Source organism: Streptomyces sp. NBC_00080, from assembly GCF_045041255.1.
Classification (GTDB): domain Bacteria; phylum Actinomycetota; class Actinomycetes; order Streptomycetales; family Streptomycetaceae; genus Streptomyces; species Streptomyces coriariae.
In genome coordinates, this window is record NZ_CP108235.1 from 1,887,152 (window position 1) to 1,902,399 (window position 15,248).

14 protein-coding genes and 1 tRNA gene are annotated in these 15,248 nt (G+C 69.6%); 5 read left to right on the forward strand and 10 right to left on the reverse strand.

Going from position 1 to position 15,248, the window contains the following annotated elements; genetic code table 11:
- The 4 genes from OHU34_RS08415 (at position 1) to OHU34_RS08430 (ending at position 4,339) form a co-directional block, all read left to right on the forward strand.
- Positions 1-933: a dihydrodipicolinate synthase family protein gene (locus OHU34_RS08415; protein ID WP_405765648.1), complete on the forward strand. Its 933-nt coding sequence runs from the start codon at positions 1-3 to the stop codon at positions 931-933.
- 41 nt (positions 934-974) lie between these two features.
- On the forward strand, positions 975-1,976 hold the full coding sequence (locus OHU34_RS08420; RefSeq protein WP_142266974.1) for a proline racemase family protein: 1,002 nt from the start codon (positions 975-977) through the stop codon (positions 1,974-1,976).
- A gap of 99 nt (positions 1,977-2,075) precedes the next feature.
- Positions 2,076-2,774: a GntR family transcriptional regulator gene (locus tag OHU34_RS08425; protein ID WP_230194185.1), complete on the forward strand. Its 699-nt coding sequence runs from the start codon at positions 2,076-2,078 to the stop codon at positions 2,772-2,774.
- A 278-nt stretch (positions 2,775-3,052) separates the two neighbouring features.
- Positions 3,053-4,339 (forward strand): NAD(P)/FAD-dependent oxidoreductase, encoded by a 1,287-nt coding sequence (locus OHU34_RS08430; RefSeq protein WP_142268159.1) that lies wholly within the window; start codon positions 3,053-3,055, stop codon positions 4,337-4,339.
- Between the two features lie 216 nt (positions 4,340-4,555).
- On the opposite strand, the gene OHU34_RS08435 is transcribed toward OHU34_RS08430, so the two are convergent.
- The 10 genes from OHU34_RS08435 to sucC form a co-directional block, all read right to left on the reverse strand.
- Positions 4,556-5,899 carry a cytochrome P450 gene (locus tag OHU34_RS08435; RefSeq protein ID WP_020125674.1) on the reverse strand — a complete coding sequence of 448 codons (1,344 nt, stop codon included), beginning with the start codon at positions 5,897-5,899 and terminating at the stop codon, positions 4,556-4,558.
- A gap of 8 nt (positions 5,900-5,907) precedes the next feature.
- Positions 5,908-6,501, reverse strand: coding sequence for an ATP/GTP-binding protein (locus OHU34_RS08440; RefSeq protein ID WP_028806138.1), 594 nt, complete (start codon positions 6,499-6,501; stop codon positions 5,908-5,910).
- On the reverse strand, positions 6,476-6,853 hold the full coding sequence (locus OHU34_RS08445) for a DUF742 domain-containing protein (protein WP_020125672.1): 378 nt from the start codon (positions 6,851-6,853) through the stop codon (positions 6,476-6,478). The genes OHU34_RS08440 and OHU34_RS08445 overlap by 26 nt, the downstream gene beginning before the upstream one ends.
- Positions 6,850-7,251, reverse strand: coding sequence for a roadblock/LC7 domain-containing protein (locus OHU34_RS08450; protein ID WP_020125671.1), 402 nt, complete (start codon positions 7,249-7,251; stop codon positions 6,850-6,852). The genes OHU34_RS08445 and OHU34_RS08450 overlap by 4 nt, the downstream gene beginning before the upstream one ends.
- Positions 7,248-8,411, reverse strand: a complete 1,164-nt coding sequence (locus OHU34_RS08455) for an ATP-binding protein (RefSeq protein ID WP_142266971.1) — start codon at positions 8,409-8,411, stop codon at positions 7,248-7,250. Before OHU34_RS08455 ends, OHU34_RS08450 begins: the two co-directional genes overlap by 4 nt.
- Positions 8,412-8,843: 432 nt before the next feature.
- Positions 8,844-8,928, reverse strand: a tRNA-Leu gene (locus OHU34_RS08460).
- A 143-nt stretch (positions 8,929-9,071) separates the two neighbouring features.
- Positions 9,072-9,527 (reverse strand): MarR family winged helix-turn-helix transcriptional regulator, encoded by a 456-nt coding sequence (locus tag OHU34_RS08465; RefSeq protein WP_308285879.1) that lies wholly within the window; start codon positions 9,525-9,527, stop codon positions 9,072-9,074.
- A 143-nt stretch (positions 9,528-9,670) separates the two neighbouring features.
- Complete coding sequence (locus tag OHU34_RS08470; protein ID WP_142266970.1) at positions 9,671-11,212, reverse strand: aldehyde dehydrogenase family protein; 1,542 nt, start codon at positions 11,210-11,212, stop codon at positions 9,671-9,673.
- Between the two features lie 104 nt (positions 11,213-11,316).
- Positions 11,317-12,210, reverse strand: a complete 894-nt coding sequence (gene sucD, locus OHU34_RS08475) for a succinate--CoA ligase subunit alpha (protein WP_230194186.1) — start codon at positions 12,208-12,210, stop codon at positions 11,317-11,319.
- A 12-nt stretch (positions 12,211-12,222) separates the two neighbouring features.
- Positions 12,223-13,353, reverse strand: coding sequence for an ADP-forming succinate--CoA ligase subunit beta (sucC, locus tag OHU34_RS08480; RefSeq protein ID WP_230194187.1), 1,131 nt, complete (start codon positions 13,351-13,353; stop codon positions 12,223-12,225).
- A 197-nt stretch (positions 13,354-13,550) separates the two neighbouring features.
- On the opposite strand from sucC, the gene OHU34_RS08485 reads away from it, so the two are divergent.
- Positions 13,551-15,233 (forward strand): thiamine pyrophosphate-binding protein, encoded by a 1,683-nt coding sequence (locus OHU34_RS08485; protein WP_142266967.1) that lies wholly within the window; start codon positions 13,551-13,553, stop codon positions 15,231-15,233.
- Positions 15,234-15,248: the final 15 nt, after the last annotated feature.

Consider the following 15,248-nt stretch of genomic DNA (forward strand, 5'->3'; position numbering starts at 1 on the left):
ATGCCCGATTCCACCGCTCCCACCGCTCCCGCTGCTCCCGTCACCTCCCCTCACCGCCCATGGCGGGGCGTCCTCGTCGCCACCGCGCTTCCGCTCCGCGAGGACCTCTGCGTCGACTACGACCGGTACGCCGAGCACTGCGCCTGGCTGGTGGCGAACGGCTGTGACGGCGTCGTACCCAACGGCTCCCTGGGCGAGTACCAGGTGCTCACGCCCGAGGAACGCGCCAGGGTGGTGGAGACCGCGGTGGCCGCGATCGGCGGGGAGCGGGTGATGCCCGGTGTCGCCGCGTACGGCTCGGCGGAGGCCCGCCGTTGGACCGAGCAGGCGGCCGGGGCAGGCTGCTCGGCGGTGATGCTGCTCCCGCCCAACGCCTACCGCGCGGACGAGCGTGCCGTCGTGGCCCACTACGCGGAGGTCGCCGCGGCGGGCCTGCCGGTCGTGGCGTACAACAACCCGATCGACACCAAGGTCGACCTCGTCCCCGAACTGCTGGCCCGGCTGCACGGCGAGGGTCACATCCACGGCGTCAAGGAGTTCTCGGGCGATGTCCGCCGCGCCTACCGGATCGCCGAACTCGCTCCGGATCTGGATCTGTTGATCGGCGCGGACGATGTGCTGCTGGAGCTGGCCGTGGCGGGCGCCAAGGGCTGGGTGGCCGGTTACCCCAACGCTCTTCCCAAGTCGTCGGTGGAGCTGTACAGGGCGGCGGTCGCCGGTGATCTCACCACCGCGCTGCCCCTCTACCGTCAGCTTCATCCGCTGCTGCGCTGGGACTCGCGCGTCGAGTTCGTCCAGGCGATCAAACTCTCGATGGACATCGTCGGCCGCCACGGCGGTGGCTGCCGCCCACCTCGGGTCCCGCTGTCGCCGGGCCAGGAGGCGACCGTCCGCGCGGCCACCGAGAAGGCCGTCGCGGCGGGTCTGGCGTAACCGCCCGGGCAACACAACTCGGTTGATCGAAAGGGCAGTTCATGCGCAGCAAGCTCGTCCTGCACGCCGTCGACTCGCACACCGAGGGCATGCCCACCCGTGTGATCACCGGCGGGATCGGCACCATCCCCGGCGCGACGATGAACGAGCGGCGACTGTACTTCCGCGAGCACCGCGACGATGTCAAGCAGTTGCTGATGAACGAGCCGCGGGGGCACTCCGCCATGAGCGGCGCGATCCTCCAGCCGTCCACCCGACCGGACTGCGACTGGGGTGTCCTCTACATCGAGGTCTCGGGCTATCTGCCGATGTGCGGGCACGGCACCATCGGGGTGGCGACGGTGCTCGTCGAGACGGGCATGGTCGAGGTCGCCGAACCGGTCACCACCATCCGGCTGGACACCCCGGCCGGGCCCGTCGTCGCCGAGGTGACGGTCGAGGACGGCGCGGCCACGTCCGTGACCTTGCGGAACGTCCCCTCCTTCGCGGTCGCCCTGGATCGCAGGGCGACGCTGCCCGACGGCCGTACCGTGACGTACGACCTGGCGTACGGCGGCAACTTCTACGCGATCCTGCCGCTGGAGGAGTTCGGGCTGCCCTTCGACCGCGCCCGCAAGGACGACATCCTGCGAGCCGGCCTTTCGCTGATGGAGGTGATCAACTCCGAGGGGGAGCCGGTCCACCCCGAAGACCCGTCCATCCGTGGCTGTCATCACGTCCACCTGTACGGGCCCGGCGCCACCGCCCGCCACTCCCGGCACGCGATGGCCATCCACCCTGGCTGGTTCGACCGCTCACCTTGCGGTACGGGGACGAGCGCGCGCATGGCGCAACTGCACGCCCGGGGGGAACTGCCGTTGCACACCGAGTTCGTGAACGAGTCGTTCATCGGCACCAGGTTCACGGGCCGACTGCTCGCCACGACCGAAGTGGCGGGCCGTCCGGCAGTGTTGCCCAGCTTCACGGGCCGAGCCTGGATCACCGGTACGGCCCAGTACCTGCTCGACCCGACGGACCCGTTCCCCGCAGGCTTCGTGCTGTGACGCCCACCGCGGCGGCCGCGGCTCGATGGATACTGACGGTGCACAGAGATACGTGACATGGCACAGCAGTTTCCGTGCCCCCGCTTCCAGGAGATCCCCATGGCCGCCCCGCACGACAGCAGCCCGGCAGCCGCCGTGCCCTCCCTTCCATCGCTCGGCGGCCGGCGGAGCAGCTACCGCGAGCGGGTGGCCGATGCGCTGCGGGCCGCGCTGATCGCGGGTGAACTGCTCCCCGGCGAGGTGTACTCGGCGCCGGCCCTGGCCGCCCGCTTCGGTGTCTCGGCGACCCCGGTGCGCGAGGCGATGCTGGACCTCGCCAAGGAGGGCCTGGTGGACGCGGTGCCCAACAAGGGGTTCCGGGTCACCGAGGTCTCCGACCTACAGCTCGACGAGTACACGCATGTCCGCGCGCTCATCGAGATCCCCACCGTGGCGGCGCTGGCGACGACCGCCGATCCGGTGTCCCTGGAGGCGCTGCGCCCGGCCGCCCGGGAGATCGTCACCGCCGCGGTCGCGGGCGATCTCATCGCCTACGTCGAGGCCGACACCCGCTTCCACCTGGGCCTGCTCGCTCTCGCCGGCAACTCCCACCTGGTCGAGGTGGTGCGCGGGCTGCGCGGCAGGGCCCGTCTCTACGGCCTGACCGCACTGGCCACCTCGGGCCGGCTGCTGGCCTCCGCCGAGGAGCACCTGGAGCTCCTGGACGCCCTGCTGGCACGCGACGAGCGGGCCGTGCACGAGGTCATGACACGACATCTCGGACATGTGCGAGGGCTGTGGGCATCCGCCCGGGAGTGAACAGCCGGGAGTGAAAGACCGGGAGTCAACAGCCGAAGTGACCTGCCGGAGTCACACCTCCCGCCCCTGCCGTCCCCTCCGTACACGCACTCGCCCCTGTGCTCGTACTCGTAGCTCCGTACCTTCTCTCCCCCGCTCCTCCTCTTCTCCCCGGCACCCGGCCGCCTCCGGAGTTCGCTGTGATCCTCGTCGCTGGCGGTCGAAGAGTGAGAGGAACGCCGGGTGGGCAGTCACCTGCCCGTGCGCGAAAAGATGGTGTCTCACCTGTGGGGGAATCCGTGCGTCTGTGTCTGATCGGTGCGGGCTTGTCGGGGCTGGCGACGGCGCACGCCCTGAAGACAGCCGGTGTCGACTTCGTCTGTCTGGAGCAGGCGAGCGATGTCGGCGGGATCTGGCGTCAGCCGCGGGCGGGCGAGCGCGGCCCCGGCTATCTGTCACTGCACCTCAACACCGCCAAGCAGCTGACGGGTTACTCCGCCTACCCGATGCCCGCCTCCTACCCGCTCTACCCCCGGCACAGCCAGATCGCCGACTATCTGCGTTCGTTCGCCGAGTGGGCCGGTGTGCTGGACCGCATCGAGCTGGGGACGACCGTGGAGTCCGTGCGCCAGGGGGCCGACGGTGGGTGGTCGGTCGTCAGCCGGGATGCCGACGGCACGCTCTCGTCCCGGCACTTCACGCACGTGATCGTCGCCTCCGGGCACAACTCGGAGCCGTCGATGCCCGCCCTGCCGCGGGGCGCCGAGACGTTCACAGGAACGATTCAGCATTCCTTCGACTACCGCGACGGCAGCGACTACGCCGGACAGCGCGTCGTCGTGGTGGGGCTCGGCGCCTCGGCTGTGGACATCGCCGCGGACCTCTCCAGATACGCGGAACAGACGGTCCTCTCGGTGCGCCGGGGGCTGCACATCGTGCCCAAGCAGTTGTTCGGCATGGCCCTCGACACGATCGCCGACGCTCCGTGGTGGATCAGTATGTCGCTGTCCGAGCAGCGCCGTTTCGTCGAACAGGCTCTGCTGGTGGCCCGCGGCAAGCTCGGCGACTACGGTCTGCCCGAGCCGGACCACCCGATCTTCGCGTCGGCGATCACCATCTCCGACGAGATCCTCAGCCGTATCCGCCACGGCGCGGTCACGCCGAGACCCGCGATCGACGCCCTCGACGGCGACCGGGTCTCCTTCACCGACGGCACATCGGTGAAGGCCGACGCGTTGGTGTACTGCACCGGCTACCAGATGGGTTTCCCCTTCCTGCAGCCCGGCAGTCCGGTCGGCGCGCAGGGCACGGTCGAGCTCTACAAGCGGGTCGTCGCCCCCGACCGTCCCGGGATGTTCTTCATCGGTCTGGTCCGCCCGGTCGGTTCGATCACCCGGATGGTGGAGGCCCAGGCGCATTGGGTGGCGCGGCTCGTCACCGGAGAAGCGGTGCTGCCGGAAGCGGAGGTCATGCGCAAGGAGATAGCGACGTATCTGAGCGGGATCGCGGGTCAGTACGGGCAGCGGGAGGGCGCATCGATCCAGGTCGACGTGGCGCCGTATCTGGAACAACTGCGCGGGGCGTGAGGTCTGGCGGGCAGGGGACCGGCGGGGAACGCCGGTCCACCTCCGGCAAACACTTCCGAAACACCTCGGACAAGCAGATACCCGCCCTCGGGGGGCGGGTATCCGGCCTTCCTGCCTGCGAACTCGAATTCCGGGGGCGGGTTCGGGACGTCAGCCGGAGGGTCGTGCGGCGGAAGGTTCACACGATCGACGTGAAGGCTGCGAGATTCTGGCGCATCACTTGGTCAGCCAGTTGAGGAACTTGCTCCACACACCTGTCTGTTCGGCCTGGCGGGGCGCTGCGGCACCCTCACGCGCCGGGGCTTGGGTGGGGGTCCGCCGGGCCGGTCGGCTCACCGGCTTGACCGGGGTGAACCGCGCGGGGAGTGTGACGAGACCACGACTGAAGGGTCCCGGACGCCAAGTCAGGCTCTCCTCGGGGACGCTGAGCTCGACGTCGGGCAGCCGGTTGAGGAGGTTCTCGATGGCCGACACGGCGATCTGCCGGGCGGGTTCCTTCGAGGGGCAGGCGTGCGGACCGGCGCTCCAGGCGAGATGAGCCCGGTTGCTGCCGGCCTTTCGGGCCGCCGACAGCGCGGGGCCGGTGTTGGCTGCGGCGATGCTGACCAGCATCAGGTCACCGGCGGTGAGCTTCTGGCCGGCGAACTCCATGTCGGCGACCGGGTAGTGGGCGGCGAAGTTCGTCATGGGCGGGTTCTCCCACAGCGTGTCGTCCATCGCCTCATCGATCAGCCCGCCCTCGTGGGCGTACCGATCGTCGGTGAGCAGCCGGTGCAGGGTGTTGCCGATGAGATTGACCAGCGCCTCGGCGCCCGCGCCCAGCAGCAGGGCGACCTGGTGCAGCATCTCCTCGTCGCTGAGGCCCGTGTGATGCTGCATCAGCCAGGACGTGACGTCCTCGCCGGGCTTGCGCCGCTTGAGGGCGACCAGTTCGCCGACGGCCTGGAACAGCACCTCGATGGCTTTGTCGGCGTTGACTCCGTCGAACATGCCGGAGATGCCGAAGAAGACGCGGTCGCCGATGTCGGCGGTGCAGCCGAAGAGCTCGTTGAACACGAACAGCGGAAGCTGCTTGGCGTAGGAGCCGATCAGGTCGGCCGAACCTCGCTCGCAGAACTGGGAGATGAGGAAGTCGGAGATCTTCTCGACACTCTGGCTCAGCTGCATCGGGTCGACGCGCGCCATGCTGTCCGTGATGGACTGACGGAGCCTCAGGTGCTCGGCGCCGTCGGTGTACATGCAGTTGGGCCGGTGAGCGAGCACGGGCAGGACGGGACTGTCGGGGGCGATCCGGCCCTCGTTGAAGTCCCGCCAGCGGCGCGCGTCCTTGCGGAAGGAGCCGGAGTCCTGGAGGAGTTGGAGGGCGCTGGCGTAGTCGGTGACGAGGGTGGCCTCGACTCCGGGGGTGATCTCCACGGGTGCGGTGGGCCCGTAGTGCCGCAGGTACGTGTAGTAGGCCTGCGGGTCGGCTGCGAACTCCGGTCCGTACAGCGGAACTCTGCCGCCGGCCTGATGCGCCGGGCACCCGGGCGGGGGCACGGGTGCGGTGGGTTGGTCCATGTCTGCTCCTAGTGTGCACGGTCCTGGAGATGGCGGACGAGGGTGATCAGCGCGTCGGCCGACGACCGCTCGTCTCGCGCGTCGCAGGTGACGACGGGGGTGTCGTCGAGCAGGTCCAGTGCGTCGCGCAGAGCCATCTCGTCCCGCAGGGGGGCGCCGTCGAAGTGGTTGACGGCGATGGCGTAGTCGAGTCCGTACTGCTCGATCAGGTCGATCACAGCGAAGGAGTCCGCGAGCCGCTCGGGGTCGACGAGCACCAGTGCGCCGAGGGCCCCCCGCGCCATGTCCTCCCACATCTGGACGAAACGCTGCTGACCCGGCGTTCCGAACAGATACAGCACGACACGGTCGCTGATGGTCAGACGGCCGAAGTCCATGGCGACCGTGGTGGTGGTCTTGCCCTGGACTCCCTTGAGGTCGTCGACCGACTCGGCTGCCCGCGTCATCGTCTCCTCGGTGGTCAGCGGCTCGATCTCGGAGATCGCTCCGATGAACGTGGTCTTGCCGACCGCGAAGTGACCCACGACGAGGATCTTCACCGCCGTCTGCGTCGCCCCGTCACGGACGTAGGCCTGCTCATCCAAACTTGGCCCTGAGACCATTCAGCACCTCCTCCAGGATGTCCCGGTCGGCGAGCGGAGCCCGCTGTACCGGCGGGCGCGTGATGAGGTAGCCGCCTTCGGTGAGGGCGGCGAGGAGGATCTTCACCACGCCCAGAGGCAGTTGGGTGTGCCCGGCGATCTCGGCGACCGACAGGTAGCCGGCCGAGCACAGGTCCAACAGGTTCTGTTCCTCGGGGGACAGCCGGGTCGGCCGCTGTTCGTGATCGGCGGCCGCCGTGACCAGGGTGATGAGGGAGAGCTGCCCCTCGTCGGGCAGCCCACGCCCCTTGGTGATGACGTACGGACGCACTAACTCCGGCGTCTGCGGCTCCAGTTCGTCGAAGCCGTTCATGACCGTGCGCCGAGGTTCTCGCGCGGCGGTGTCGTCAGCGCCTTGCCGAGCTGGCCGACGAGCTGCTGCATCCGGAAGGTGATGTCCGCCATGTCGACGTCCGGCGAGGCGGAGACGCCGAGGTAGGCACCCTCACCGGCGGAGATCAGGAAGACCCACCCCCCGTCGAACTCGACCAGCGTCTGCCGCCACCCCATCTGCGGGTCCTCGCAGAAGAACGCGAGCGAGCGGCTGAGCGACTGCACACCGCTCATCGCGGCGGCCACCCGGTCCGCGTCGTCCTTGTCGAAGTCCTGCGTCCGCGCCATCAGCAGGCCGTCCGCGGAGATGAGGACCGCGTGCAGGGCCCCAGGAATCTCCAAGGCGCTGTCAAGCATCCATGACAGATCGTCGTTCACGAGACCTCATGCCCTTCGCTGCCAGCACCACGGGTGCTGCTCGACTTTTCCGCGGGACTCGCAGGCGTGGCCCGGCCCGACTGGGTGCCCCGCTGGAAGGCGCCCATGATCGCCGCCGTCTCGGCGCCCGAGCGGGCGGGAGTGGACGCGGACGCGCTGCCGGGCACGATGGCCATGGGCCGCTTGCGACGCCGCTTCGGCAGGCCGTCGGCGGTGGTGCTGCTGGAAAGCCCGCCTTCGGGGCCGCTGCGGGCCGGGGCGGCGGCGGGAACGACCGGAGTCGGCTCCTTCTGCTCGGGCGCGTTGGTGAGCAGGTCGTGCGGCAGGAGGAGGACCGCCCGGACGCCTCCGTAGGGTGAGGTGGAGTCCACCGACACCTCGAAGCCGAAGCGCTCGCTGAGCACACCGATCACCGCGAATCCGAACTGCGGCGGGTTGCCGAGCGCGGAAACACCCGAGACCCGCTGGCTCGACAGGAGTTTGTCGGCACGGGCGCGCTCTTCGTCGTTCATACCGACACCCGCGTCGTCGACGACGATGCAAATACCCTTGGGCACGGTACGAATATTGATTTCCACGACGGTGTCCGGGCTGGAATAGCTCGTCGCGTTGTCGAGCAGTTCGGCGAGGGCCAGTGCGACCGGTTCGACCGCACGGCTCGTGATGCCGAAGTCGACCTGCGAGAGAATTTCCACCCGCCGGTAATGGCGGACCCTGCCCTGCGCGCTGCGTACCACGTCGTACACGGACGCGACATCACGTGCGCGCCCCAGCCAGCCGTCGCAGAGAACGGCGATGGACTGGGCCCGCCGACCGAACTGCGAGTTCGTGTGGTCGATCTCCAGAAGGTCCTGGAGGATAACCGACTCACCATATTTGTTCTGCAGCCGGGAGACAATCAACTGCTGTTCCGCGGCAAGGCCCTGAAGGGTCCGCATCGCGGACTTGAGGACCGTTTTCGTAGCCTCTTCGGCTTGTTCCTGAGCTGCCTCGACGGATTGCGCGTACTCGTTTTCCAACGCGGAGTAGTGAGACCTGAGCCCCGCTATCTCCTGCCTCAAGACACGCGCCGCCCTGCGCTGGCGAACAATGAGGGCGACGGCGGCGAGTACGGCCACGAGGAGAGCCCAGATTACCGGGTTCTGTATGTAATGCGTCATAAGACTCTCTTCAGGCGACTGACGGCCAGTTGCTGAATTCCCGTCAACGCGGGTGGACCGGCGGACCGCCCGCGTCGACGGGTGACCGCCCGGACTGTCCCCGTAGTCGGAGATGTCGTCTTGCACCCATCCGCCCGCTCTACAAGCGAGCGTGATCGTATCACCACAAGATGGAGTCACAGACCGTCAATATGCCTACGGAGGTGAACATTGACGGTTCGTCAGCGGGGCTCGCGAGCAACGGCGGAGTGACCGGGAAGTGCCCCCGCGGGCGAGATGACGCACAGCCTTGCAGGACAACCGATAAACGGGCTTCCGCGACATTCCGGAGGCAAGGGATACGGAAACAACAAAACCCGCATCCGGCAGGACGCCGAATGCGGGCAATTGACCGTTCACCGAGCGGAGGCCGCTGGATACGGAGAGTAAGAGTGTCCGAGGGGGGACTTGAACCCCCACGCCCGATAAAGGGCACTAGCACCTCAAGCTAGCGCGTCTGCCATTCCGCCACCCGGACCAGGTGTTGTCGCTGCGTGAGTTCTCCCCGCGGCGACAGGCACAACAATACCAAGGTTTCGGAGTGGCTCTCACCTGCATATCCGCTGGCCGCACGGGTGACGGGACCGCCATGCGGGCACCTCGCACCGGGTGACCGCGCGATCACTTCGACGTCGGCTCCTCGACGACGAGCATCCGCAGCGCCCGCAGCAGCTCGGCCGCGGCCTGATCGCCCAGCGGGGCGAGGAACCGGCGCTCCGCGGCCCGGCGCTCCGCCTCGGCCCGCTCCAGGCAGACCAGGCCGGCGTCCGTGAGCCGGACGATGTAGCGGCGGCGGTCCCGAGGGCTGCGCCGCCGTTCCACCGGACCGTGATCCTCCAGACCGTCGACGAGCACCGCCGTCGTGGTGCGATCGACGCCGAGCCGGCCCGCCGCCTCGGCCTGCGACAACGTTTCTTCATCGGCGAGCACGACCAGGACGGCCGGCTCGCGGCCGTCCACCCCGTACGGGACGAGCGCCTCCGCCGACTTCCTGGCCAGTTTCGCCTGTGCGTGCTGGAGCAGGTGGCCGAGCCGGTATTCCTGGGGCCGGGACGGCGCTTCGCGATCACTCACCACGCCCCGAGAGTATCGGTCCGTACCAATCAGCGATCGTTTGCGGCGATGGTGATCAATCCGAGTGGAAATGCCCCCGCGGGGCCCGCCGGCCGAGGCACCGTCGCGGCCTCGGCCGTCCTGCCGTCCGGCCGTCCGGTGCTCGGTCAGGGCATCGGCTGGTAGTCCGGGAAGTTCCCGGGCAGCCTCTCCCCCGCCGGCCCCTGTGTCACCGCGCGCACCAGCAGCTCCCCGCCGACGAACGCACCGCGCCAGGACGCGCCGAAGCCGCCGAAGAGCTCGTCGCGGTCGCCTCGGGAGCGGGCGGTGCCATGGCCGACCTTGAACGCGCGGATCTGCGGGGCCAGCCGTTCGTAGGTGCTCCGGTCGTCGGTGGACAGCGTGGCGACGAGCGCGCCGTTGGACGCGTTCATGGCCGCCAGCAGCTCCGCCTCGGTGTCGACCAGGACGATGGTGTCGACCGGCCCGAACGGCTCCGCGTGGTGCAGCGGCGAGGAAGGCGGTGGTCCGAGGAGCGTGACGGGCTGGACGTAGGCCGAGGTGTCCTGGCCGGGCAGGAAGCGGGCGTCGGCCGGCCTGCCGCGGTGCAGCGGGACCGCGCCCCGGTCGACGGCCTCGGCGATCTGGCCGTGCAGCTCCTTGGCCTTGGCCGCGTTGATCACCGGTCCGAAGTCCAGTCGGGGATACGGATCGTCGCGCTTCTCCACGGCCAGCGGGTGCCCGAGGGTCAGCGTGCGCACCGCCGGGAGGTAGGCCGCCAGGAACTCGTCGAACAGGGCACGCTGGACGACGAATCTCGGATACGCCGTGCACCGTTGTTTGCCGTAGTCGAAGAGCTTGGGCACGACCGCGGAGAAGGTTTCCCAGTCCGAGTGGTTCCAGATGCCCCAGGTGTTGAGTCCTTCCTGTTCGAGTACGTGTCGCTTGCCGAGGTCCGCGACGGCCGTGGCCACCGCGGCGCCGGTGTCGCGGCCGCCGACGAAGGAGACGCAGCCGATCTCGGGCGCCCGGACCAGCGCCCGGGACAGCTCGCCGCCGCTGCCGCTGACGAGGGTGATCGGGACGCCCTCGCGTGCGGCGAGCGCACAGGCCAGCGTCAGACAGGCCACACCGCCGTCGGTCGGGGTCTTGGCGATGACCGCGTTGCCTGCCAGTGCCTGGACCAGCAATGCGTGAACGAGCACGCTCATCGGGTAGTTCCAGCTCGCGATGTTGGACACCGGGCCGTCCAGCGGTGCCCGCCCGTCCAGCATGGGTTCGATGCCGTCGACGTACCAGCGCACGCCGTCGACGGCCCGGTCGACATCGGCCTGCGCGAGCCGCCAGGGCTTGCCTATCTCCCAGACGAGGAGGAGGGCGAGCAGTTCGCGGTGTTCGGCGAGGGCGTCGAGGGTGGCGGCGATGCGGGCGCGCCGCTCCTCCAGCGGGACGTGCCGCCAGGCGCGGTGCTGATCCAGACCGGCGCGGACGGCTCGGTGGGCGGTGCCCCCGTCCAGCCGCGGCGGGCCGGCGATCGGGGTGCCGTCGACCGGGCTGGTGGCCGGCAGCGTCCGGCCGTCGGCCTGCCAGGAGGCGTTCCAGAGGTTGAGGACACGGTCCTCACGGAAGGCCTCGGGGGCGACGGTGAGGCACCGCTGCCAGGCGTCGGGCCAGGACGTGCCGGATTTGAGGGTGAGGGTGGTTGCCATGTGGGCTGCTCCGCTCTCGGTGCACAGTCGGGGGCGGGATGGTGCATGGCCACGGAGGACGCCGGCCAGGCACCCGGCTCCGTAGGGTGACGAGCCGTCATACTTCAGCGGCGTCGGGCCCCTTCGTCCAGGACGGCGAGGGCGAGACGCGCGGTCTCGGTCGGTGTGGCGCCCACCCGTACCCCCGCCGCTTCCAGCGCAGCCTTCTTCGCCTGCGCGGTCCCCGAGGAACCGGAGACGATCGCGCCCGCGTGTCCCATGGTCTTGCCCTCGGGCGCGGTGAAGCCGGCGATGTAGCCGACGACGGGTTTGGTGACGTGCTCGCGGATGTGGGCGGCCGCTCGCTCCTCCGCGTCGCCGCCGATCTCTCCGATGAGGACGACGAGTTCGGTGTCGGGGTCCTCCTCGAAGGCGGCCAGGCAGTCGATGTGGCTGGTGCCGACGACCGGGTCGCCGCCGATGCCGACGCAGGTCGAGAAGCCGATGTCGCGCAGCTCGTACATGAGTTGGTAGGTGAGCGTGCCGGACTTGGAGACCAGCCCGATGCGGCCCGGCTTGGTGATGTCGGCCGGGATGATGCCCGCGTCGGACTGGCCGGGGGTGATCAGGCCGGGACAGTTGGGGCCGATGACGCGCGTTCCGCGTGCGGCGGCATGGGTGGTGAAGGCGACGGAGTCGTGGACCGGGACGCCCTCGGTGATGACGACGGTGAGACCGATCCCCGCGTCGGCTGCCTCGATGACGGCGGCCTTGGTGAAGGCGGGCGGCACGAAGACGACCGTGACATCGGCGCCGGTCGACTGCATACCGTCGACGACCGACCCGAAGACGGGCACCGCACGGTCGTCGAAGTCGACGGCCCGGCCCGCCTTGCGCGGGTTGACGCCGCCGACGATGTTCGTGCCGGCCGCGAGCATGCGCCGGGTGTGCTTCATGCCCTCGGCGCCGGTCATGCCCTGGACGAGGACCCTGCTCTCCTTGGTGAGGTAGATGGCCATGGCGTCGTCTCCTCAGACTGCGGTGGCGAGTTCGGCGGCACGGCGGGCGGCGCCGTCCATGGTGGTGGCCTGCTGGACCAGCGGATGGCGGTGGGTGTCGAGGATCGCCCGCCCCCGGGCCGCGTTGTTCCCGTCGAGCCGGACGACGAGCGGCTTGGTCAGCCGTACGGTGTCCAGGGCGCGCACGATGCCCTCGGCGACCGCGTCGCACGCGGTGATGCCGCCGAAGACGTTGACGAAGACCGACTTCACGGCCGGGTCGGAGAGGATGACCGACAGCCCGTCGGCCATGGTCCCGGCGGACGCGCCGCCGCCGATGTCGAGGAAGTTGGCGGGGCGGGCGCCGCAGCCCGCGACGACGTCGAGGGTCGACATGACGAGTCCGGCGCCGTTGCCGATGATGCCGACCTCGCCGTCGAGTTTCACGTAGTTGAGGCCCTTGGCCGCGGCCGCCGCCTCCAGCGGGTCGCCGTGCCCGGCGGCCTCCGCTCCCCAACGCGACTGCCGGAAGGACGCGTTGTCGTCGAGGGTGACCTTGCCGTCGAGAGCGAGGATCTCCCCCTGCCGGGTGCGGACGAGCGGGTTGACCTCCACGAGGAGGGCGTCCTCCCGGATCAGCACCTGCCACAGCCGGACGAGGACGTCCGTGGTCTGCGCGGGCAGTCCGGCCGCGGCGGCGATCTCGCCGGCCTTCGCCGAGGTGACGCCCTCCGCCGGGTCGACGGGGATACGGGCGACCGCCGCGGGCCGGGTGGCGGCGACCTCCTCGATCTCCATGCCCCCCTCGGCGGAGGCGATCGCGAGGAAACGGCCGGCCGCGCGGTCCAGCACATAGGAGACGTAGAACTCCGCCTCGACGTCGACGGGTTGGGCCAGCATCACCGTGCCGACCGTGTGCCCCTTGATGTCCATGCCGAGGATCTGCCGTGTCGTCAGTTCTGCCGCGGCCGGGTCGGCGGCGATCCTGACGCCGCCCGCCTTACCCCGGCCACCCGTCTTGACCTGGGCTTTCACCACCGCCCGCCCACCGAGCCGACGAGCGATCCCGCGTGCCTCCTTGGGCGAGTCGGTGATCTCGGCCCGCGGGACCGGGATGCCGTGCTCCGCGAAGAGTTCCCTTGCCTGGTGTTCGTACAGGTCCATCTCGGCTCCCGTCTGTGAAGTCGAATCCCGAAGTCCGCCGAGCCGCCGCGAGGCCGAACTCCGATGACCGAAAGTGCCGCACGCCCCCTGGACACCACCCACCGGATGCGGGATAACAAGCTTCATACAGTATTCGTCGACTGTATGCAATGTACCGCGAGAGCCTTCCACCCCCTACGAAGGGACGGGACTTCGCCATGCCCGACGACACCCAGGACGTGATTTCCGGTGGTCATCTCGTTGCCAAGGCACTCAAGGCAGAGGGGGTCGACCGCATCTACACCCTGTGCGGCGGCCACATCATCGACATCTACGACGGCTGCGTCGACGAGGGCATAGAAGTCGTCGACGTACGCCACGAACAGGTCGCGGCCCACGCCGCCGACGGCTATGCGCGCATCACCGGCAAGCCCGGCTGCGCCGTCGTCACGGCAGGACCCGGCACCACCGACGCCGTCACCGGTGTCGCCAACGCCTTCCGCGCGGAGTCCCCGATGCTGCTGATCGGCGGCCAGGGAGCGCTCACCCAGCACAAGATGGGGTCCCTCCAGGACCTGCCGCACGTCGACATGATGACGCCGATCACCAAGTTCGCGGCGGCCGTGCCGGACACGGCGCGCGCTGCGGACATGGTGTCGATGGCGTTCCGTGAGTGCTACCACGGTGCGCCCGGCCCCGCCTTCCTGGAGATCCCGCGCGATGTCCTCGACGCCAAGGTGCCGGTGGCCAAGGCCCGGGTGCCGCGGCCCGGCGCCTATCGGGCCTCGACCCGCTCGGCCGGCGACCCCGAGGCGGTCGAGAAGCTCGCCGACCTGCTCGTGCACGCCGAGAAGCCCGCGATCCTGCTGGGCAGCCAGGTGTGGACGACCCGGGGCACCGAAGCCGCCATCGAGCTGGTGCGCACCCTGAACATCCCCGCCTACATGAACGGCGCCGGCCGCGGCACCCTGCCCCCCGGCGACCCGCACCACTTCCAGCTCTCCCGCCGCTACGCCTTCTCGGGCGCCGACGTCATCGTGATCGTCGGCACACCCTTCGACTTCCGCATGGGGTACGGCAAACGGCTGTCGCCTGACGCGACGGTCGTCCAGATCGACCTCGACTACCGCACCGTCGGCAAGAACCGCGACATCGACCTCGGGATCGTCGGCGACGCCGCACTGGTGCTGAAGTCGGTGACCGAGGCCGCCTCCGGGCGCCTCGACGGGGGGGCTTCCAGGCGCAAGGAGTGGCTCGACGAACTGCGCGCGGCCGAGCAGAGCGCCCTCGACAAGCGGCTGCCGCACCTGCGGTCGGACGCCTCGCCCATCCACCCCTACCGCCTGGTCAGCGAGATCAACGACTTCCTCACCGAGGACTCGATCTACATCGGCGACGGCGGCGACATCGTCACCTTCTCCGGTCAGGTCGTGCAGCCCAAGTCGCCGGGCCACTGGATGGACCCGGGGCCGCTGGGCACCCTCGGCGTCGGCGTCCCGTTCGTGCTGGCGGCCAAGCAGGCACGGCCCGACAAGGAGGTCGTCGCCCTCTTCGGCGACGGCGCGTTCTCGCTCACCGGCTGGGACTTCGAGACCCTCGTGCGCTACGACCTCCCGTTCGTCGGCATCGTCGGCAACAACTCCTCCATGAACCAGATCCGTTACGGCCAGGCGGCCAAGTACGGCCCTGAGCGCGAGCGGATCGGCAACACCCTCGGCGACGTCCACTACGACAAGTTCGCCCAGATGCTGGGCGGTTACGGCGAGGAGGTGCGCGACCCCGCCGACATCGGCCCCGCCCTGCGGCGCGCCCGTGAGTCCGGGAAGCCCTCGCTGATCAACGTCTGGGTGGACCCCGACGCGTACGCCCCCGGCACGATGAACCAGACGATGTACAAGTGAGGTGCCCCCGATGAC

Excerpts from the sequence above, each read along its gene's own strand:
- OHU34_RS08415 (WP_405765648.1), top strand. The coding sequence starts at position 1 with ATGCCCGATTCCACCGCTCCCACCGCTCCCGCTGCTCCCGTCACCTCC.
- OHU34_RS08420 (WP_142266974.1), top strand. The coding sequence starts at position 975 with ATGCGCAGCAAGCTCGTCCTGCACGCCGTCGACTCGCACACCGAGGGC.
- OHU34_RS08425 (WP_230194185.1), top strand. The coding sequence starts at position 2,076 with ATGGCCGCCCCGCACGACAGCAGCCCGGCAGCCGCCGTGCCCTCCCTT.
- OHU34_RS08435 (WP_020125674.1), bottom strand. The coding sequence starts at position 5,899 with ATGGACCAACCCACCGCACCCGTGCCCCCGCCCGGGTGCCCGGCGCAT.
- OHU34_RS08440 (WP_028806138.1), bottom strand. The coding sequence starts at position 6,501 with ATGGTCTCAGGGCCAAGTTTGGATGAGCAGGCCTACGTCCGTGACGGG.
- OHU34_RS08445 (WP_020125672.1), bottom strand. The coding sequence starts at position 6,853 with ATGAACGGCTTCGACGAACTGGAGCCGCAGACGCCGGAGTTAGTGCGT.
- OHU34_RS08455 (WP_142266971.1), bottom strand. The coding sequence starts at position 8,411 with ATGACGCATTACATACAGAACCCGGTAATCTGGGCTCTCCTCGTGGCC.
- OHU34_RS08470 (WP_142266970.1), bottom strand. The coding sequence starts at position 11,212 with ATGGCAACCACCCTCACCCTCAAATCCGGCACGTCCTGGCCCGACGCC.
- sucD (WP_230194186.1), bottom strand. The coding sequence starts at position 12,210 with ATGGCCATCTACCTCACCAAGGAGAGCAGGGTCCTCGTCCAGGGCATG.
- sucC (WP_230194187.1), bottom strand. The coding sequence starts at position 13,353 with ATGGACCTGTACGAACACCAGGCAAGGGAACTCTTCGCGGAGCACGGC.
- OHU34_RS08485 (WP_142266967.1), top strand. The coding sequence starts at position 13,551 with ATGCCCGACGACACCCAGGACGTGATTTCCGGTGGTCATCTCGTTGCC.